Annotated in this window: 13 protein-coding genes; 2 read left to right on the forward strand and 11 right to left on the reverse strand. The window is 72.2% G+C overall.

Features of this window, described 5'->3' with window-relative positions; genetic code table 11:
• Positions 1-267: 267 nt before the first annotated feature.
• The 5 genes from ilvC to OG711_RS11770 all read right to left on the reverse strand — a co-directional run bounded on the left by ilvC (position 268) and on the right by OG711_RS11770 (position 9,534).
• Entirely contained in the window at positions 268-1,266 is a 999-nt protein-coding gene (gene ilvC, locus OG711_RS11750) for a ketol-acid reductoisomerase (RefSeq protein ID WP_073793250.1), read from the reverse strand.
• 274 nt (positions 1,267-1,540) lie between these two features.
• Positions 1,541-2,065 carry an acetolactate synthase small subunit gene (gene ilvN, locus OG711_RS11755; protein WP_073793416.1) on the reverse strand — a complete coding sequence of 175 codons (525 nt, stop codon included), beginning with the start codon at positions 2,063-2,065 and terminating at the stop codon, positions 1,541-1,543.
• A 39-nt stretch (positions 2,066-2,104) separates the two neighbouring features.
• Positions 2,105-3,973: an acetolactate synthase large subunit gene (locus tag OG711_RS11760; RefSeq protein ID WP_178391150.1), complete on the reverse strand. Its 1,869-nt coding sequence runs from the start codon at positions 3,971-3,973 to the stop codon at positions 2,105-2,107.
• Positions 3,974-4,219: 246 nt separating this feature from the next.
• Positions 4,220-7,975, reverse strand: coding sequence for an EAL domain-containing protein (locus OG711_RS11765; protein WP_405674828.1), 3,756 nt, complete (start codon positions 7,973-7,975; stop codon positions 4,220-4,222).
• A 581-nt stretch (positions 7,976-8,556) separates the two neighbouring features.
• The gene (locus OG711_RS11770) at positions 8,557-9,534 is read right to left on the reverse strand and encodes a 2-hydroxyacid dehydrogenase (protein ID WP_178391149.1); all 978 of its coding nucleotides are present in this window, start codon (positions 9,532-9,534) and stop codon (positions 8,557-8,559) included.
• An 85-nt stretch (positions 9,535-9,619) separates the two neighbouring features.
• Between OG711_RS11770 and OG711_RS11775 the strand changes: the two genes are divergently transcribed.
• On the forward strand, positions 9,620-10,717 hold the full coding sequence (locus tag OG711_RS11775) for an aldo/keto reductase (RefSeq protein ID WP_073793247.1): 1,098 nt from the start codon (positions 9,620-9,622) through the stop codon (positions 10,715-10,717).
• A gap of 290 nt (positions 10,718-11,007) precedes the next feature.
• Positions 11,008-12,162: a PQQ-dependent sugar dehydrogenase gene (locus OG711_RS11780; protein WP_329559211.1), complete on the forward strand. Its 1,155-nt coding sequence runs from the start codon at positions 11,008-11,010 to the stop codon at positions 12,160-12,162.
• Between the two features lie 32 nt (positions 12,163-12,194).
• On the opposite strand, the gene OG711_RS11785 is transcribed toward OG711_RS11780, so the two are convergent.
• The 6 genes from OG711_RS11785 to OG711_RS11810 all read right to left on the reverse strand — a co-directional run bounded on the left by OG711_RS11785 (position 12,195) and on the right by OG711_RS11810 (position 20,439).
• On the reverse strand, positions 12,195-12,497 hold the full coding sequence (locus OG711_RS11785; protein ID WP_329559212.1) for a DUF6191 domain-containing protein: 303 nt from the start codon (positions 12,495-12,497) through the stop codon (positions 12,195-12,197).
• Between the two features lie 133 nt (positions 12,498-12,630).
• Positions 12,631-15,843 (reverse strand): AAA family ATPase, encoded by a 3,213-nt coding sequence (locus OG711_RS11790; protein ID WP_329559213.1) that lies wholly within the window; start codon positions 15,841-15,843, stop codon positions 12,631-12,633.
• A 227-nt stretch (positions 15,844-16,070) separates the two neighbouring features.
• Positions 16,071-16,256: a hypothetical protein gene (locus OG711_RS11795; protein WP_073793244.1), complete on the reverse strand. Its 186-nt coding sequence runs from the start codon at positions 16,254-16,256 to the stop codon at positions 16,071-16,073.
• Positions 16,257-16,802: 546 nt separating this feature from the next.
• The gene (locus OG711_RS11800) at positions 16,803-17,492 is read right to left on the reverse strand and encodes a hypothetical protein (protein ID WP_329559214.1); all 690 of its coding nucleotides are present in this window, start codon (positions 17,490-17,492) and stop codon (positions 16,803-16,805) included.
• Between the two features lie 62 nt (positions 17,493-17,554).
• Entirely contained in the window at positions 17,555-18,109 is a 555-nt protein-coding gene (locus OG711_RS11805; RefSeq protein WP_073793242.1) for a GNAT family N-acetyltransferase, read from the reverse strand.
• A gap of 95 nt (positions 18,110-18,204) precedes the next feature.
• A complete protein-coding gene (locus OG711_RS11810; RefSeq protein WP_329559215.1) occupies positions 18,205-20,439 on the reverse strand; it encodes an MMPL family transporter in 2,235 nt (744 codons plus the stop codon).
• Positions 20,440-20,732 lie beyond the last annotated feature (293 nt).

Genomic DNA, 20,732 nt, shown 5'->3' on the forward strand with positions numbered 1-20,732 from the left:
GCCCCAGCTGGGCGCCCCCGAAGGGGCGCGGGGAACTGCGCAAAAGACGAGGACGGCCCCGCACCCGAAGAGCGACCGCAACGGGGCACCACCCAGGGGCGCGGGGAACTGCGCCAACCACCGAACGACGGCACAGGAACGAAGTACGCCCAGCCGGACAGACCTAGGAAGCGCAAGCGAAGGCGACCCGCACAGGTACCCCGGGGCCGCCGCACGGCAAGACGCGGATACGGCCCCCGAAGGACACCGCACCCGCGCCGGACGGGGTTACGCCTCCTCGTCCACCCAGCTCATGAGCTTGCGCAGCTCCTTGCCGGTGGTCTCCAGCAGGTGGTCCTCGTCGGCCTTCTTGTACTTGTTGTACTCCGGCAGCCCGGCCTCGTACTCCTTCATCCAGTTGTTGGCGAAGGTGCCGTCCTGGATCTCGCCGAGGACCTTCTTCATCTCGGCCTTGGTGTTGTCCGTGATGATCCGCGGGCCGGTGACGTAGTCGCCCCACTCGGCGGTCTCGGAGATGGACCAGCGCATCTTCTCCAGGCCGCCCTCGTACATGAGGTCCACGATGAGCTTCAGCTCGTGCAGGCACTCGAAGTACGCGATCTCGGGCTGGTAACCGGCCTCGACCAGGGTCTCGAATCCGGCCTTGACCAGCGCGGACGCGCCACCGCAGAGAACGGCCTGCTCACCGAACAGGTCGGTCTCGGTCTCCTCGGTGAAGGTCGTCTTGATGACGCCCGCGCGGGTGCCGCCGATGCCCTTGGCGTACGAGAGGGCGAGCGCGAAGGCCTTGTCCGTGGCGTCCTGCTCGACGGCGACGATACAAGGAACGCCGCGGCCCTCCTCGTACTGGCGGCGCACGAGGTGGCCCGGGCCCTTGGGGGCGACCATGCACACGTCGACGCCGGCCGGGGGCTTGATGAAGCCGAAGCGGATGTTGAAGCCATGGCCGAAGAACAGCGCGTCGCCGTCCTTCAGGTTGTCCTTGATGGACTCCTCGTAGACCTTGCCCTGGATCGGGTCCGGCACGAGGATCATGATCACGTCGGCCTCGGCGGCCGCCTCGGCGGGCGTCACCACGCGCAGGCCCTGCTCCTCGGCCTTGGCCTTGGACTTGGAGCCCTCGTGCAGCCCGACGCGGACGTCGACACCGGAGTCGCGCAGCGACAGCGCGTGGGCGTGGCCCTGGCTGCCGTATCCGATGACGGCGACCTTGCGCCCCTGGATGATGGACAGGTCGGCGTCGGCGTCGTAGAACAGCTCGGCCACTGGGATTCTCCTTGATTCTGCCGGTGCGGCGGTTGTGCGTCCCACCGTACGACCGGTGGGGGTGTCGGGGTTCCGGGGTCTCGCGATGCGGGCGCGCGCGTGGGGTGGTACGCGCGCGGGAGCCGTCGTGGGAGGGCGCCCGCGCGGGCGATGCACCACCCCACGCGCGCGGAGGGTCCCGCGCACATGAGGGTCCGGGTCCGGGCCGTGGGGCCCGGTGCCGGGCCGCTCACGGCCCGGCACGACCGGCCTGGTGGGCCGGGTGGTGACGGTCTCAGGCCGATCGGTCCAGGGCCCGCAGCGAGCGGTCCGTGATGGAGCGCGAGCCCCGGCCGATGGCGATGGTGCCGGACTGGACGAGCTCCTTGATGCCGAACGGCTCCAGCATCTTGAGCATCGCCTCCAGCTTGTCACTCGATCCGGTGGCCTCGATGGTGACGGCCTCGGGTGAGACGTCGACCGTCTTGGCGCGGAACAGCTGGACGATCTCCACGACCTGGGAGCGGGTCTCGTTGTCGGCGCGGACCTTCACCAGGACGAGCTCGCGCTGGATCGCCGAACCGGGCTCCAGCTCCACGATCTTGAGGACGTTGACGAGCTTGTTGAGCTGCTTGGTGACCTGTTCGAGGGGGAGTTCCTCGACATTGACCACGATGGTGATGCGGGAGATGTCGGGGTGCTCGGTGACACCGACCGCGAGCGAGTCGATGTTGAAGCCGCGGCGGGAGAACAGCGCGGCGATCCTCGCGAGGATGCCGGGGGTGTTCTCGACCAGGACCGAGAGCGTGTGCTTGGACATGACGGTCATTCTCTTCCTGCCTCAGTCGTCTTCCGGGCCTCAGTCGTCCTCGTTGTCGCCGAAGTCGGGGCGGACATCGCGGGCGGCCAGGATGGTGTCGTTGGAGGTCCCGGCGGCGACCATCGGCCACACCATGGCGTCCTCGTGGACGATGAAGTCGACGACCACGGGGCGGTCGTTGATGGCGTTGGCCTCCGCGATGACCTTGTCGAGGTCGTCGGGGGACTCGCAGCGCAGCGCGACACAGCCCATGGCCTCGGACAGCTTCACGAAGTCCGGGACCCGGGTGCCTCCGGCGGGCTTGCCGGGGACGGCCTGGCCGTCGCCCTGGGCGTCGTCCGGCCCGCTGTGCAGGACGGTGTTGGAGTACCGCTGGTTGTAGAAGAGGGTCTGCCACTGGCGGACCATCCCGAGGGCGCCGTTGTTGATGATGGCGACCTTGATGGGGATGTTGTTGAGGGCGCAGGTGGTGAGTTCCTGATTGGTCATCTGGAAGCAGCCGTCGCCGTCGACCGCCCACACCGTGCGTCCGGGCTGCCCCGCCTTGGCGCCCATCGCGGCGGGGACCGCGTATCCCATGGTCCCGGCGCCGCCGGAGTTCAGCCAGGTGGCGGGCTTCTCGTACTGGATGAAGTGGGCGGCCCACATCTGGTGCTGGCCGACGCCCGCGGTGAAGATCGTTCCCTCGGGGGCGAGTTGGCCGATCCGCTCGATGACGTGCTGCGGGGACAGGGTGCCGTCCTCGGGCTGCGTGTAGCCGAGCGGGTAGTTGTCGCGCCAGCGGTTGAGGTCGTTCCACCAGGCGGTGTAGTCCCCGGTGTGACCGTCGGTGTGCTCCTTCTGGACGGCCTGGACGAGGTCGGCGATGACCTCGCGCGCGTCCCCGACGATCGGCACGTCCGCGGCGCGGTTCTTGCCGATCTCGGCGGGGTCGATGTCCGCGTGGACGATCTTGGCGTACGGGGCGAAGCTGTCGAGCTTGCCGGTGACCCGGTCGTCGAAGCGGGCGCCGAGGGCGACGATCAGGTCGGCCTTCTGGAGCGCGGTGACGGCGGCGACCGAACCGTGCATGCCGGGCATCCCGACATGCAGCGGGTGGCTGTCGGGGAACGAGCCGAGCGCCATCAGGGTGGTGGTGACGGGCGCGCCGGTCAGCTCCGCGAGGACCTTCAGCTCGGCGGTGGCTCGGGCCTTCATGACGCCGCCGCCGACGTACAGGACGGGCCGCTTGGCCTGGGTGATCAGCTTGGCGGCCTCGCGGATCTGCTTGGCGTGCGGCTTGGTCACCGGGCGGTAGCCGGGCAGGTCCTGGGCGGGCGGCCAGCTGAAGGTGGTCCGCGCCTGGAGGGCGTCCTTGGCGATGTCGACGAGGACGGGCCCGGGGCGGCCGGTGGAGGCGATGTGGAACGCCTCGGCGATCGTGCGGGGGATGTCCTCGGCCTTGGTGACCAGGAAGTTGTGCTTGGTGATCGGCATGGTGATGCCGACGATGTCCGCCTCCTGGAAGGCGTCCGTACCGATCGCGGCGGAGGCGACCTGACCGGTGATCGCGACGAGCGGCACCGAGTCCATGTGCGCGTCCGCGATCGGGGTGACCAGATTGGTGGCGCCCGGCCCGGAGGTGGCCATGCAGACCCCGACCTTGCCGGTGGCCTGCGCGTACCCGGTGGCCGCGTGACCGGCCCCCTGCTCATGGCGGACGAGGATGTGACGCACCCGCCGGGAGTCCATCATCGGGTCGTACGCGGGCAGGATCGCACCTCCGGGAATGCCGAACACCGTGTCGGCCCCGACCTCCTCCAGGGAGCGGATGAGGGACTGCGCGCCCGTGACGTGCTCGACGGCGGACTGTCCTCCGGATCGGGGCCGCGGATGCGGATGGTGGGCCCCGGTGGCCTGCTCGGTCATCGTCATTCTCTTCTCGATGCTGAGGGGGTTTTTGCGAGGGTTGTACGGAGTGGTGCGGGTCTGGGTCGCGTGGTCGGTGGGGCGCCGGTGCAACAAAAAACCCCTCGTGCCGTGAGGCAAGCGAGGGGAGCGCGCCGGGTGCGTTCGCCGGGTGTGTTGGGCTACCCGGCTTCAGCCGACGCGCTGTCCAAGTACGAGAATTCGGGTGCGCATGGCTCAGACCCTCTCCCCGGCACGCAACCCCTGTCAAGTGGGTGGGATCTGGGTCTCATTATGTGAGCGCCGGGGCAGGCCCCGGTGGTAGGGGGCGGACGGATTCGCGGGGTAGGGGGCGGGGCCCCGGGTCTCGAAGGCGGCGGGTCCGCGCGGCTCGTACCCGCCCTGGCCCCGGCCGTCGTACCCGCTGTCGTGACCGGTGGGCAGCAGGGTGTCGTACGCGGCGTGGACGCCTCCGGCGAGCACCGGCTCCCCGGTGGCGTCCAGCGCCACCGGGAGGGCTCTCGGCTCGCGGGACGCGTCGGCCGGCTCACGGACGCCGTCCCGTTCCTGATCGCGGTTCCCGCCCCGCGGCGGCTCGCCCGGGACGTCGCGGGGCACCGGGAAGCGGCCGGTCGACAGGGCGCGCCGCAGCCGGTACTCGTCCAGCGGCGCGGAGAACGCCATGCCCTGGCCGTGGGTGCAGCCCATGGCGCGCAGCACGACGACCTGTTCCGGCAGGTCCACGCCGTCGGCGACGGAGTCGAGGCCGAGGTCGGTGGCGATCCGCAGCAGCCCGCTGGTGATCTTGTGCAGCCGCGCGGACTCGACGACACCCTCCACCAGGCTGCGGTCGAGCTTGAGCACATCGACGGGGAGCCGCCGCAGGGCCGTGATGGCCGCGTGGCCGCTGCCGAAGCCGTCGAGGCCGATCCGTACACCGATCCTGCGCAAGGCCGTCAGACGGCGCTCCAGCTCGTCCAGCGGCACCGCGGGCTCGCTGCCCGCCAGTTCGATCATCAGCGCGCCGGAGGCGAGGCCGTGCCGGGTGAGCAGCGCCTCGATGGAGCCGAGCGGCATGGAACGGTCCAGCAGCCGCCCGGCGCCGACCCGGACGACGACGGTCGTGGGGTGACCGGCGCGGGCGCGGTCGGCGGCACCGGCGACGGCCTCCTCCAGCATCCAGCGGCCCAGCTCCGCGGTGCGGTCGGCGTCGTCGGAGACCCGCAGGAACTCCGCCGGGGTGAACAGCAGGCCCTGCGCGGACCGCCAGCGCGCGTGCGCGGCGACGGAGCCGATCAGTCCGGTGGTCAGGTTCACCACGGGCTGGTGGAGCAGCGCGAACTCCCCGTCGTGGAGGGCGGCCCGCAGCCGCCCCGCCAGCTCCGCCTTGCGTACGACGTCGGCCTGCATCTGCGGCGCGTACAGCTCCACCCGGCCCTTCCCGGCGGCCTTGGCCCGGTACATCGCGAGGTCGGCGTTGCGCAGCAGCTCGCCCTCGCCGACGCCGGGCTCCGCGAAGGCGACCCCGATGGACGCGGCGACCCGTACGTCGTTCCCGCCGATCGGGTAGGGCCGGGACAGGGTCATCCGCAGCCGGTCCGCCAGCTCGAAGATGTGCTGTTCGCGCGCGGCCTGGTCGCTGGAGCCGTCCCCGACGATGAGGGCGGCGAACTCGTCGCCGCCGAGCCGGGCGGCGGTGTCGCCCTGGCGGACCGCGTCCTGGAGGCGGCGGGCGGCCTGGACGAGGAGCTCGTCGCCCGCCTGGTGGCCGATGGTGTCGTTGACGGCCTTGAAGCCGTCGAGGTCGATGAAGAGCACGGCGGTGCCGTGGTCGCGGTCGGCGGCGCGGCGCCCGCCGAGCGCCTGGCCGACCCGGCGGGTGAACAGCGCGCGGTTGGGGAGGTCGGTGAGCGGGTCGTGCTCGGCGTTGTGCTGCAACTGGGCCTGGAGCCTCACCCGCTCGGTGACGTCCCGGCTGTTGAAGAGCAGCCCGCCGTGGTGGCGGTTGATGGTGGACTCGACGTTCAGCCACTGTCCGGCGCCGGAGCGGAACCGGCACTCGATACGGGTCGTCGGCTCGTCGGCCTGGCGGGCGGCGACGAATCTGCGGATCTCGTGGACCACCGCGCCGAGGTCGTCGGGGTGGATCAGGGAGGCCAGCTCGGTGCCGACGAGCTCGTCGGCCTCCCGGCCGTAGACCCCGGCGGCGGCCGGACTGACGTACCGCAGGACGCCGTTGGGCGCGGCGATCATGATGACGTCGCTGGAGCCCTGGACCAGGGACCGGAAGTGGTTCTCCTTCTGGGCGAGTTCCTGGGTGAGGCTGATGTTGTCGATGAGCATGATGCCCTGCCGGACGACAAGGGCGAGGACGACCGTGCACGCGGTGAACAGGACGACGCGGTCGATGCTGCGGTCGCTGAGGACGTTGTAGAGGATTCCCAAGGTGCAGACCGTGGCGGCCAGATAGGGCGCCAGCGCGGCGAGCGAACCGGCGATGGGCCGGGTCGGGTACCGGCCGGGGCCGGATTGCGGCGAGTGGGAGGGGTGGATCACGGCGTGCGGGGCGTGGGACGGGACGGACGGCGGTGTGTGCGTGTGCGGGTCCGTGTGCATGCCTGTGTGCACCGGGGTCCGACGGGGCCGTTCCTGGCGTGGCCCGTCCGGTCCGGGACGGTCCTGGTACGGGCGGTCCTGGTACGGGTGGCCCTCTTGCGGTCGGTCCCCGGGTGGTCGGCCCTGGCGCGGCCGCTCCTGATGGGGTCGGTGCGGTCGGTCCGGGTGCGGTCGGTCCGGGTTCTGCTGGTCCTGGTGCGGTCGGCCGCGGGGCGGCCGGCCCTCTGGGGGCTCCTCCGTACGGGAGGGGGCCCCTTGCGGGTGCCGCACATGTCCGTGGTCGCCGTGCCCGTGGTGGCCGTCGCCGTGCCCTTGATGCGGATGCCCCTCGTGGGTGTGGTCGGTGTGCCGGTGGCCGTCGTACGTGTGGCCCTCGTGCGGGCGCTTCGGCCCGGTGGAGCCGACGCCCGGACCACCGGCCGGGCCGCCGCCCGCGACGGGCGCGCGCGCGTGGGGGACGCGGGGCGCCGCCGGGGAACGGACGGCGGACGCGGCACGTGGGTGGGGCAGCGGAAGCGTGAGCAGATGCGGGTGGATATGCGCGTGGGGGTCGTCGGCGTGCACCCGCAGCGATGCCCAGGGCGCGTAGGCGAGCAGCAGGGAACCGGCGAACCAGCCCGCGTCGAGCAGCTGCCCGGAGCGGTAACTGGCGTGCAGCATGGGGGAGCTGAACAGCGCGTCGCACACCACGGTCACCGCGAGGGCGCCGATGGCGGTGTTCACGGCGGAGCGGTTCACCGGGGTGCGCCGGAAGTGCAGGGCGAGCACGATGCTCACGAGCGCGATGTCGAGCAGCGGGTACGCCAAGGACAGTGCGATCTGGGCGACGCTCTTGCCTTCGAACTGGGCCGTGTGCGCGAGGGCGAGACTCCACGAGAGGGTGAGCAGCGAACCGCCGATGAGCCAGGTGTCGAGCGCGAGGCAGATCCATCCGGCACGGCTGACGGGCCGCTTGGCGAGCATCAGCAGACCCACGATGGCGGGCGGCGCGAAGCACAGGAAGAACACGTCGGCGAAACTGGGGCTCGGTACGGGGACACGCAGCACGACCTCGTACCATCCCCATACGGCGTTGCCCAGGGCCGCCATCGCGGAGGACAACGCGAAGAGGTACCAGGCACCGCGGAGACGGCTGCTCAGCGTACGGGCGTACAGCAGGCAGGACACGGCCGCGGTCGAAGCGGCCACGCTGAGCCCGAAGTCGCCCATGAAGAGCGCGACGCCGGAGGAGCCCCAGCCGAGGGCGGCTCCGGCCGCGTAGCCGCCGCACAGCATGGCGAGCACGATCTGGGACACCAGCCCGGTCCCGCCGCCGGCCTGCGGCCCGCGGGGGATGACGGCGCCCTGGGCGCTCACCGGTCGCTCCCCGACCGGGCCGGGGCGCGGTCCTGGTGGGCGCGAGTACATCGGCGGCGGGGGCGGGGGTGTCCGGACCGGCCGGTCTCGTCGCCGGGTGCCCGGCGGCGGGCCGATGCCCGCCAGGATCGTCGGCGGCTTCTCCGCCGCGCCGGATCGTCGGTCCACAGGCCGTGCGTCATCCGCCGCCCCCCTCACAGTCCACTGTCGTGTTCCCCCGCGCCGAACAATCCGCGACGCAGCCCCTGTTGGCGACGATACACCAGTCTCGTCACTCAGGGACATAGTTCCTCTACTCTCCGTGACGATCAGCGGTGATTCCGACACACGGGGCATTTGGGGGATCACGGAGGATGTCCACGCGCCGCGGTGCCACGGGCCACCGGGACGGACGGCGGACCCGCGGGCCGTTCCCGGCCGGTCCGGGGCCCGTGGGGGCGCGGCCGGGCCCGTGCCCCGTCCGGCTCCGGCAGCCGCCGGACGACGGGATCGCGTACCGACCAGCATGCCGGGCGGGGCGTCCCGGGCGCACGGGCGGGAGCGGAGCGCACGGCGGAGAAGCGCGGGTCGCGCACGGCGCGCGGACAGGGGTGAGCGTCGCGCCAGGGGGCGCGCGCCGCGGATCGCGCGCGTCAACCGCCCTGGTTCGCGCCCGGTCGGCCGGGGTGGACGAGGACGACGTTCTCCAGGGGCTCCCCCGCCGCGTACCGGGTGAGCTGAGCGGCGAGGAGCCGCTTGGCGCGCGGCAGGAACGCCGTGGAGGGGCCGCCCATGTGCGGGCTGATCAGCACACCCGGCGCGTGCCACAGGGGGTGTCCCTCGGGCAGGGGCTCCGGGTCGGTGACGTCGAGGGCGGCGCCGAGCCGGCCGCTCCGCAGTTCCGCGAGCAGCGCGTCGGTGTCGACAACGGCCCCGCGCGCGATGTTCACGAGCAGCGCGCCGTCCTTCATTCGGGACAGGAGGTCCCGGTCCACCAGGTGCCGGGTCTGTTCGGTCAGCGGGGTGGCGACGACGACCACGTCGGCCTCGGGCAGCAGTCCGGGCAGCTCGTCCAGGGCGTGCACCGGTCCATGGGCCGTGACCCGGGCGGACCGGGCGACCCTGATGACCCGGGACACCTCGAAGGGCAGCAGCCGGTCCTCGATCGCGGCACCGATCGAGCCGTACCCGAGAACGAGCACCGTCCGGTCGGCGAGCGCGGGCCGGAACCCTGACTCCCACGCCCCCTTGTCCTGCGACCGGACGAAGTCCGGGACCCCCCGCAGCGACGCGAGGATCAAGGTCAGCGCCAGCTCCGCCGTACTGGCGTCGTGCACCCCGCGCGCGTTGCACAGCCGCACCCCGGGCCGCACGGACTCCAGGGCGGGCAGGATGTCGTCCACGCCCGCGGTGAGGGTCTGGATCACCTCCAGGCGGCGCATCAGGGGCAGCGCACCGGTCTTCACGGACGGCCGCTTCAGGTAGGGCACCACGAAGAAGGAACAGTCCGCGGGATCGGCGGGGTACGGCGTACGCCCGTCCTCACCGCCGTCCCAGAAGTGGCAGTTCAGGCCCTTGGGCAAGCCCTCGATCTCGTCCGGCGGGAAGGGGAGCCACACATCACCAGTCATGGTCACGAGGCTAAGGGAAGCCGTTCGCGGCGCAGAGGTTAGTTTGGGGGACCGCTCGGACCACGCAGGGGGAGGATTCGTCGAGGTGGAGCGCAGGACGATCGGCGCGACGGCACTCGAAGTGGGCGCGATAGGGCTGGGGTGCATGCCGATGAACTGGGCCTACTCCGCCTCCCGGCGAAACGGAGAGGAGTCCCTGCGCGCGCTGCACACCGCCCTGGACCTGGGCTGCACCCTCCTCGACACGGCCGACATGTACGGGCCGTTCACCAATGAGCTGCTGATCGGACGGGTGCTGCGGGAGCGGCGCGCGGACGCCTTCGTCACCACCAAGTGCGGTCTGCTGGTCGGCGATCAGCACATGGTGGCGGACGGCCGGCCGGGGTATGTGCGCCGGGCCTGCGACGCGTCCCTGCGGCGGCTCCGTACCGATGTGATCGATCTGTACCAGTTGCACCGCGCGGACCCCGAGGTGCCGGTGGAGGAGACCTGGGGTGCGATGGCCGAGCTCGTCGGCGCGGGCAAGGTGCGGGCCCTCGGCGTGTGCGCGCTCGGTGCCCGCGCGGTGCGCGGGAGCGGCGGACGGATGTACGAGGGAACGATCCGTCAGCTGGACCGGATGCAACAGGTCTTCCCGGTCAGCGCCGTCGAGGCGGAGCTGTCGGTGTGGTCCCCCGAGGCACTGGACTCCCTGTTGCCGTGGTGCGAGGCCCGGGGCGTCGGTCTCCTCGCCGCGATGCCGCTCGGCAGCGGCTATCTCACCGGGACCCTCACCCCCGGCCAGGGATTCGAACCCGATGACGTCCGGGCCCATCACCCGCGCTTCACCGCGGAGGTGATGGCCGCGAACCAGCCGATCGTCGCCGGGCTGCGCCGTGTGGCCCGGCGCCACGGTGGGGACGGGGCGGAGGCGGGGCGGGGCGACGAGGCGGGGGTCGGGGCAGGGCGGGACGCCGGGGTGGGGACCGGGGTCGGGGCGGACGACGGGCCGGGGGGCGGGGTGACCCCGGCACAGGTCGCGCTGGCCTGGGTCCTGGAGCGGGGCAGACATGTCGTCGCGGTGCCGGGCACCAAACGGGCCCGGTGGGTGAGGGAGAACGCCGGGGCGGCGGGGCTGAGGCTGACCGAGGGCGACCGGGCGGAGATCGCGGCGCTCCCCCGGGCCCGCGAATCCTGGTACTGACGGGTTCCGTCCGTCCCCGAGGGGTGCTGTGACGGGGCCTGGACGGAGCTGAGGTGCGATGGTGGGTGCGGGGGATGCCGGGGACGGCCGAAGAAGTGCGCGGAGGAACCGGGCCGCTGAGCCGGGGAACGAACGGCCGACGGCCCGTCGGCCGGGGTGGCCGGGGTGGCCGGGGTGGCCGGGGTGGCCGTCGGATCGGATACCGCGATCGGGAACCTTCGCCCCCTCAGCGGTGTATCAGAAGAAGAACCGCAGCGTCGAAGGGACCGATTACCGTGCAACGTCCAGCTGTGACGGCCGTACTGACCGCCGCCGCGCTCCTGCTCGCCGCCGGATGTTCGGGGGACGGCGCAGACAAGCCCGCCGAGCCCGCCGCCCGCGCCACGGAGTCGAGCGGCGCCCCGCCGTCCGAGTCCGCCAAGGCATCCGGCGGCCGTACACCCCCGGCGAAGGGAGCGGTCGATGTGGAGCGCACCGTGACCGAGGGCCTCGGCTCACCCTGGGGCCTGGCCCCCCTGCCCGGCGGGGACCTCCTGGTCTCCTCCCGGGACGAAGGCACGATCAGCCGGGTCGACAGCGGCTCCGGCAAGCGCGTCGAGCTGGGGTCCGTCCCCGGCGTGGCCGCCGCGGGCGAGGGCGGGCTGATGGGGATCGCCCTCTCCCCTTCCTTCGCGTCGGACCAGATGGTCTACGCGTATTTCACCACCGCGTCGGACAATCGCATCGCCCGCATGCTGTACGACGAGGGCAAGCCCGCGGGGCAGCAGCTGGGCGCTCCGGACACCGTCCTGCGCGGCATCCCGAAGGGCATGATCCACAACGGCGGCCGGATCGCCTTCGGCCCCGACAAGTTGCTGTACGCGGGCACGGGCGAGGTCGGCGAGACAGGACTGTCCCAGGACAAGAAGTCCCTCGCCGGGAAGATCCTCCGGATGACCCCCGAGGGCGAGCCCGCCCCCGGCAATCCGCTGGGGGACGATTCGTACGTCTACTCGTTCGGTCACCGCAATGTCCAAGGTCTCGCCTGGGACGAGGAGAAGCGGCTGTGGGCCTCCGAGTTCGGCCAGAACACCTGGGACGAGCTCAACCAGATCGTCGCGGGGGACAACTACGGCTGGCCGGAGGTCGAGGGCAAGGCCGGTAAGGACGGATTCCATGATCCGGTGGCCCAGTGGCAGACCTCCGAAGCCTCGCCGAGCGGAATCGCCTACGCCGAGGGGTCGATCTGGATGGCCGGACTGCGCGGCGAGCGCCTCTGGCGGATTCCCGTGAGCGGGACGGACGGCGGAGGAGAGCCCCAGGCGTTCCTCAAGGAGGAGTACGGCCGGCTGCGTACGGTGGTCGGCGCGGGCACCGACAAGCTCTGGCTGGCCACGAGCGAGACGGACGGCCGGGGCACACCCAAGAAGGGTGACGACAGAGTCCTGGAGCTGAAGGTGAAGTGAGCCGCGCCGAGACGGGGTGAGCGGGTCCGGGTTCAGCCCGCCGAAGCGGAATCCGGCTCCCGCTCGTCGCTCCTGGCTCCGCCGCCGTCCGCGCCGTCCCGGCCGTTGCCGTTCCGTGCGTCCCGCTCACGGTCTTCGGAAGTCGCCTGGCCGGGCAGGTCGGCGCTCGCGGGCTGCGGTGGGACACGGATGGTGACCTTGCCGGAGGTGAGATCGATCGGGCCTTGGCCAGGGTCTCCGTCGTTCAGGTCGACCCGGGTCAGTTCGAGGCGCTGACGTTCGTCCTCGGTGTGCTTGCGGCCGGGAGCGAAGAGCTCCTGGATCGGGTTGAACACACTGCCTCCCTGGGCGAGTTCCTCTCTCCCAGGGTAGGCGAGGCGAAAGGTAACGGACTGTGACGCAAATGCCACGTTCCGCCCAGGGAAAGGAGGCGTCGAGCGATGAAGAAGAGGGACCGGACTCCGTCGGTCAGCTGGCCGGGCCGGCGGTACGGGGCTCCGGAGGGAACAGGCTCAAGCGGTGGGCGAGGGCGGCGGCCTCGCCACGACCGGAGACATTGAGCTTGCCCAGGATGTTGGACACATGGACGCTCGCGGTCTTCGGGGAGATGAAGAGCTCCTCGGCGATCTGACGGTTGCTGCGCCCGGCGGCGACCAGCCGGAGCACATCGCGCTCCCGGCTGGTGAGGCCGAGAGCGGTGACGGGGTCGGCCGGGGCGGGCGTCCGGCGGCCGGTGAGGGCGAGCCGGGCCCGTCGGGCCAGTTGGGCGACAGCCTCGTCGAGAGGCCGGGCGTCCAGATGCGAGGCGAGGGCGGCGGCCTGCCGGAGCAGCTCCGTGGCCCGGTCCCGGTCGGCCTCGGGGCAGCTGATGCCCTTGGCGATGCCCCCGTCCGGGGCGGCGCCGGACCGGGAACCACCGTCCGCCGCGCTACCGCCCGTGTCACTGCCGCGCGTGTCACTGCCACCCGTGTCGCTGCCGCCCCGGCCGGAGACATCCGGGCCGATGGCATCCGGGGTGGTGGAGGTACTGGTGGTGGGTGTGTGGGTCAGAAGGGACTCGGCGAGACGGTAGCGGACCTGGGCCAGGTCGTAGGGGCGTTCCAGCGGGCCGAACGCGGCCACGACGTCCAGCCAGTCGGCCGGGGTGTCGAGATCCTCGGCGCGGCGGAGCTCGGCGCGTACCCAGCGGTCGTAGGCGAGCCAGACGGGGACGCCGGTGGTGAGGGACTTGGCGGCGGCGCGGATGCGGTCCAGGGCGGCGGCCCGTCCGGGCTGGGCGAGGGGCAGTCCCCTGGTGTCGGCCTCGGCGGTGGCGGCGGCCCGGAGCAGGGGCCAGCCGTAGCGCTGGGTGCCCGGCGGGAATCCGGCGGCGATCACCGCGTCGAGTTCGACGCGGGCGTCCAGGATGCGGCCCTGGTCGGCGGCGACACCGACGGCGATCCGGGCGATCGGTATGGAGTGCTGCGGCATCCGGTCGTGGCTGCCGTACTCGCGGCGGGCCGCGTCGAGCTGACGGCCGGCCTCGGTGCTGTCGCCGCGGGCCAGGGCGAGATGCGCGGCCTGGATGGCGGCGGAGCCGCGCGGTTTGTAGCTGTGTCCGGCGCGCTGGGTGCGGAGGATGGATTCGGCGGCCTCGGACCAGCGGCCCAGCGTGTAGAGGGATTCGGTGCGGTTGCTCCAGATCCAGGCCTCGGTCTCGCGCAGACCGAAGTGGCGGGCGAGTTCGATGCCCTCGTCGAGGAGGGTGACGGCCTCTCGGGACCGGCCGACGGCTTCGAGGGCGGAAGGGAGATTGACATAGCTGCGGCCGACACCGCCGACGCCGAGTTCCCTGGTGCGTTCCTTGACGGCGTACATCTCGGCGAGCCCCGCTTCGACGTCGCCCGCGTCGACCATGAGACCGCCGAGAGTGAGGCGGGCGTTCAGCTCGATGTCGTGGGCGCCGACCATGCGGGCGTACTCGACGGCGCGTTCGGCGGCGGCGAGGCTGTCCGGGCCCGGTTCATGGATCATGGACCAGCTCGCGACGCGGGCGAGGACCTCGGCGTGGACGTTCGACGGCGGCAGCCCGCGGACGAGCTCCTGCGCGGTGGCGAGCTCCTGCCGGCCGTCGCCGCGGGCGAGGGCCTGGACGAGCAGGGAGCGCTGGACCCAGAACCACGCGGCGCGCAGGGAGTCGGGGTCGTCCTCCAGGAGACGCAGGGCACGCTTGGTGATCTTCAGTGCCCGGTCCCGCTCTCCGCAGAGGCGTCCGGCGACGGCGGCTTCGGCGAGGAGGTCGTAGTAGCTGAGGGGGGTGGTGGCGGGGTCGCAGACGCAGGACAGCGAGTCCTCGACGTAGTCCCCGACCATGAGTCCGGCGCGGACGGCCTCGGGCGCCGGGTCCCACAGCTCCATCCCGCGCTCCAGAAGGCGCAGTTGTTCGGCGTAGGCGTGCCGGTGGCGGGCCTCCAGGGACGCGCCCAGGACGGCGGGCAGTGCCTTGGCCGGGTCGTGTGCGTGGTACCAGTAGCTGGCGAGGCGGGTGGCGCGTTCGTCGGCGGGGACGAGGGCGGGTTCGGCTTCGAGGGCCTGCGCGTAGCGGCGGTTGAGGCGGGAGCGCTCGCCGGGCAGCAGATCGTCGCTGACGGCCTCGCGGACGAGGGAGTGCCGGAAGCGGTAGCCGTCGCTGTCGGGCATGGACTGGAGGATGCTCGCGCCGACGGCGGACCGCAGGGCCTCGATGAGGTCGTCGTCACCGAGACCGGCGACCGTGGCGAGCAGTTCATGGCCGATGGTGGAGCCGCCCTCGGCGGCGACCCTGACGACCCGTTGCGCATGGTCCGGGAGCCGTTCGACACGCACCAGGAGCAGGTCGCGCAGCGAGTCGGAGAGCGGTGGGCAACGGTCCTCGCCCGCGGCGACGGAGAGTTCCTCCACGAAGAAGGCGTTGCCGTCGGAGCGGTCGAAGACCTCGTCCACCAGAGTGGGCTCCGGTCGGGTGGCGAGGATGCCGGCCATCTGGGCGCCGACCTCGTCCCTGCTGAAGCGGTTCAGCTCGATACGGCGGACGGTGCGCAGCCGGTCGAGCTCCGCGAGGAGGGGGCGCAACGGGTGGCGGCGGTGGATGTCGTCGGCGCGATAGCTGGCGAGGACGATCAGGCGGCCGCTGCGGAGGGTGCGGAAGAGATAGGCGAGGAGATGGCGGGTGGAGGCGTCGGCCCAGTGCAGGTCCTCCAGGGCGACGACGACATCGCGGTCGGCGGCGACACGTTCCAGCAGGCGGGCGGTGAGCTCGAAGAGGCGGGCCATGTCCTCCTCGCCGTGCCGGCCGCCGGGGGCCTCGCCCAGCTCGGGCAGGAGCCGGGCCAGTTCCTCCTCCTGCCCGGCCGCGGCTGCGGCGAGTTCGTCGGGGAGGTGGCGGCGCAGGGCGCGCAGCGCGGTGGAGAACGGGGCGAACGGCAGCCCTTCGGCGCCGATCTCGATACAGCCGCCGGTGACGACGACGGCGTCCCGGGCGCGGGCCGCGCGCGCGAACTCCTCGATCAGCCGGGTCTTCCCGACGCCCGCCTCCCCGCCGAGCAGCAGGGCCTGCGGCTCGCCCGCGGCCGCTCGGGCGAGTGCGTCGTGCAGTACGCCCATCTCGTCGGCCCGGCCGATGAACACCGGGCTCACAGATCTGGTCTCCACACCGCCGAGCATCGCACAGGGGTACCGCACTCCCCCAGAGGGTTTCCCCCGCGACCCCATGGACCGGTGCCCCAGGCCGTGCCCGTCGGCGGACCAGCCTGGTTCGTCCTCCCCAGGACGCCGAAACGCCGCGGTCGGGACGCCGGTGTCCGGCGCCCCGACCGTGGTGCGGGCTCTCTTGGTGCTGTCGGTGCGGGTCCCCGTGACCGCCGCCTCACAGGCGGACGGGGCGGGCCCGTTCACGCGGCGCGTGTGAAACGCTCGGGACCGGGTTCGCCCGCACTCACCTGCCCCTCCGCCTCGTACTGCGCGAGGCGGGCCCGGTCGGCCTTGCGTGCCTTGCGTACGGCGCGGACCAGACGGTGGTGGGCGGCCTCACGGTGGAGGTCCGCGGCGTGCAGCTGGTGTATCTCGAACTCGAACATCTTGACCCCTCGGCCGGTTGCGGTATCGCTTTCCGCGATGCCTCAACTCTCGCGGCCCAGGGGGTTCCACCGCATGGGGCGTGTGCCGCATCTTGTGGGTGACCGGCACCTTAGAGTTCGCCGTCCGCCCCCACGAAACGCCTTAGACGGGGCTCAGACGTCCTAGACCCCGCCCCCTGCTCCCCGCCCGCCCCGGGGTTCCGTGCGCTGAGCCCACTTGTTCCCGTGCGGGTCGCCCGTGGGGTGCGCAGTTCCCCGCGCCCCTGGATGCTGCCCCGGTCCGTCGCATTTCGGGTGCCGGTTCGCCCTCGTCCTTTGCGCAGTTCCCCGCGCCCCTTGAGGGGCACTCCACTCCGCGCGCAGTCGAAAGAACCCACCGGACGCGCCCCGAAGGGGCGCGGGGAACTGCGCGAAACCACCGAGCGACGGCACAAGGAACAAGCGCGTCACGCCGGACGGACCTCGGAAGCGCAAGCGAAGGCGACCCGCACGGGAACAAGTACGCCCCCCGGGCCGGACCTCAGAGGCGCAAGCGAAGGCGACCCGTCAGCCTGCCGTCGGCAGGCTCAGGAGCACGTCCGTGTACTTGGCGACCGACAGCAGCAGTCCGATGACGCCGAGCGAGACACCCGCCCAGGCGACGGACCTGACCCACGGGGCCTGCACCGTACCGGGCGTGCCGAACAGGGGCCTGACGAGCGTCGCCGCACCGACGATCAGGGCGACCAGGGCGAAGATGCCGCCCACCAGGGCCGTGGCGTGCCAGGCGTCGCCGTAGACCTCCTGGATCTGCTGGGCGACCCCGGCCCCCGAGGACGACGCCTCCAGCTGGCCGATGATCGACTCCCGCGCGGAGGCGACCGTGCCGATCCAGCCGCCGCTCAGTCCGACGACGCCGAGCGCGGCGGAGACCACGGCAGCGGCGCCCTGGCCGACACCCGAGGGCGCCTTGGCCACGGGGGCGGTGAGGTCCTCGTCGTCGATGCCCTCGTCGTCGTCATCGACCAGGTCGGTGCCGTCGTCGGCCACGGCGTCCTGGACGGTACCGTCCGGCACCGTGCCGTCCTTCTCCACCGTGTCCGTGGCCTTCGCCGCGTCCGGGGTCTTCGTCATACGGTCGGCGTCGCTCTTCGCGGCGGTTTCGGGGGCGGCCCCGGCGGCACCGGGTCCCGCTTCGGTGCCCGTGGCCGCGCTGTCGGCGCCCGCGGCGGCGTTGTCTTCAGTCCTCGTACCCATCCGGGCACCGTACGGACGCCGTCTGAGAGGTTCCTTAACGACGCCCGGGACGGCCTCGGGATTCACGCCTGACGGGTACCCCATTCGGGTGCCAGGACGGACCACATCTCCATGTCGTGGCGTACGTCCCGGTACGGATAGCTCTCGCGCAGCACCCCTTCGCGGCGCATTCCGAGCCGTTCCGCGACCCGCAGGCTGGGCTTGTTGGCGGAGGAGGCGACCCATTCGACACGGTGCATGCCGCGGTCGTGGAAGGCCCAGTCGATGAGGACCCGGGCGCCCCGGGTGACCAGACCGCGACCGGCGGCGTCGGGTTCGAGCCAGCAGCCGAGCTCGCAGTTGCCGGTCCCCGCGTCGAAGAGGCGGAAGAGCAGACCCCCGACGAGGGTGCCGTCCAGCCACAGGCCGTGCATGCTGCCGCTGTCGGCGGCGCGCTTGTCGGCGTACGAGCGCAGCATGGCGCGAGCGGCTTCCGCGTCGTGGATACCGGTGCCGAAGGAGACGTGCTGTCCGATGAACGCGCGTCCGCGGTCCAGATGGGCCAGGAACTCCTCGGCGTGCCAGGACTCCAGCGGGCGCAGTTCCGCGCCGTCGTCACCGAGTGTTCTCGCGTACATTCCTCAGCTCCTCAGCCAGGGGTGGGACCGGTCACCGCCCCGGAGGGCACCCTTGGCCGGGCGCCGTCACACGGGGGTCGCGGTCGCTTTCGTCGTCATACGTCCGCGTGTGTCGGCGCGTCGCGCCGCGCGGGAATCGTCGCATGTCCCGCCGGATCACCGGTAGCGGCTTTCGGCGCCTCGATGCTGATACGGGGCAGCAGCCGGTCCAGCCGGCGCGGCAGCCACCAGTTGGCGCCGCCGAGCATATGCATCAGGGCGGGCACCAGGAGGGTGCGCAGGACGAAGGCGTCCAGGGCGACGGCCGCGGCGAGCGCGATGCCGAACATGGCGATGACCCGGTCGCCGGTGAGGACGAAGGCGAGGAAGACGGAGATCATGATGACCGCCGCGGAGTTGATCACGCGGCTGGTCTCCGCGAGTCCGACCCGTACCGCGCGGCGGTTGTCCCGGGTCTCCAGCCATTCCTCGTACATCCGGCTCACCAGGAAGACCTGGTAGTCCATGGAGAGCCCGAAGAGGACGGACACCATGATGACGGGGAGGAACGGTTCGATGGGCCCGGCGCGGCCGAGGCCGAGGAGTTCGCTGCCCCAGCCCCACTGGAAGATCGCGACGACGACGCCGAAGGCCCCGGCCACGGCGGCGATGTTCATGACGGCGGCCTTGACGGGGATACCGATGGAGCGGAAGGCCAGCAGGAGCAGCAGACAGCCGAGGGCGATGACGACCCCGACGAAGAGCGGGAGCTTGCCGACGATGATCTCGGCGAAGTCGTCGTATCCGGCGGTCACACCCCCGACGTGGACGTCGAGGGAGGTGCCGTGCTCGGCGCGGGGCAGGACCTCGGTGCGCAGCCGGTCGACGAGCGCGCTGGTCTCCTGGGACTGCGGCGCGGACCCGGGGACGACGGTGAGGACCGCGGTGTCACCGGCGCCGTTGTGGACGGCCGGGGTGACGGACGCGACGTTCTCGGTGCTGCGCAGGGTGGCGGCGAGGCCGTCGAAGGCGAGGCGGTCGTCGGCGCCGCGGAGTTCGGCGACGAGGGTGAGGGGGCCGTTGACCCCGGGGCCGAACCCGTCGGCGAGGAGGTCGTAGGCCTGGCGGGTGGTGGCCGTCTCCGGGTTGTTGCCCTGGTCGGAGGTGCCGAGGTGCAGCGAGAGGGTGGGCAGCGCGAGGACCGTGATCACGGCGAGGGCGAGAGCGCCGAGGAGTTTGGGATGCCGTTCGACGAAGGCGGACCAGCGGGCGGCGAGACCGGTGGGGACCTCGGGTGCGGGTCCGTGCTCGGCCAGCCGTCGGCGTTCGCGGCGGCTGAGCGCGCGGGGGCCGATCCAGGCGAGCAGCGCGGGCAGCAGGGTCACGGACGCGGCGACGGTCAGGACGACGGTGAGGGACGCGGCGATGGCGACCCCGTTGAGGAAGCCGAGCCGCAGGATCAGCATGCCGAGCAGGGCGATGCAGACGGTGGCGCCCGCGAAGACGACGGCGCGGCCGGTGGTGGCGACGGCCCGGACCGCGGACTCCTCGACGGACAAGCCGCGTTTGAGGCCCTGCCGGTGGCGGGTGACGATGAACAGCGCGTAGTCGATGCCGACGCCGAGGCCGATGAGCAGGCCGAGCATGGGGGCGAAGTCCGCGACGGTCATGGTGTGGCCGAGCAGCACGATCCCGCCGTAGGCGGTGCCGACGCTGACGAGGGCCGTGGCGATGGGCAGCAGGGACGCGGCGAGGGAGCCGAAGGCCAGGAAGAGGACGACGGCGGCGACGGCGACACCCACGGCCTCCGCGAGATGTCCGCCGAGCGGTTCGGTGAGGGCGACGGCGGTGCCGCCGAGTTCGACGCGGAGGTCGTCGCCCGCGGCCCGCTGGGCCGTGGTGACGACGGCGTCGGCGTGGGCCGCGGTCAGTTCACCGACCGGCCGGTCGAAGGTGAGGGTGGCGTAGGCGGTGCGGCCGTCGGCGCTGATCCGGGTGGCGGCGCCGGGTCCGTCGGCGCCCGGCTCACCGTACGGGCTGGTGACATCGGCGACGGTGGGCAGTGCCGCGACCTCGGCGAGGGTCCGGGTCATGGTCTGTTCGACGGCGGCGGCGCGTACCGTGCCGCGTTCGGTGTGCCAGACGATGGTGTCGCTGTCACCGCCCGCGCCGGGGAAGCCCTGGGCGAGGAGCTCGGTGGCGCGGCCGGACTCGGTGCCGGGGACCTCGTAGTCGTTGGAGTACGCGGAGCCGGTGAGGGCCGCGGCGGCGGCCGTGGCGCCGAGGGCGAGGAGCCACAGCAGGACGACCACGAGGCGTCGGCGGACGCACCATCGCGCGAGTGCTGCCACCGATGTGCTCCCAAGCCTCGTCGGATCTTCCTCGGGAACAGCCGGTACCCCGGTACAGCCGCCGGGACCGGACCCCAGGGTCACACGGGGGACGAACGGTACCGCCACGAAGAACATATGAACGTGGGGCCACTCTCGCAGCAACAAGAGATCGTTTGTCCGGTTCGTGGCTCTCGTCACAGAAGTCGGCGGACGTGTCGGCGGAAGTGGGCCGAGGCCGGCGGACGGCCCGGACCTGGGAGGGTTCCGCCCCTGCGCGGGCCCGTACGGACGGCGGAGGGCGGCGCACCGTC

It is taken from the genome of Streptomyces uncialis (assembly GCF_036250755.1).
GTDB lineage: Bacteria > Actinomycetota > Actinomycetes > Streptomycetales > Streptomycetaceae > Streptomyces > Streptomyces uncialis.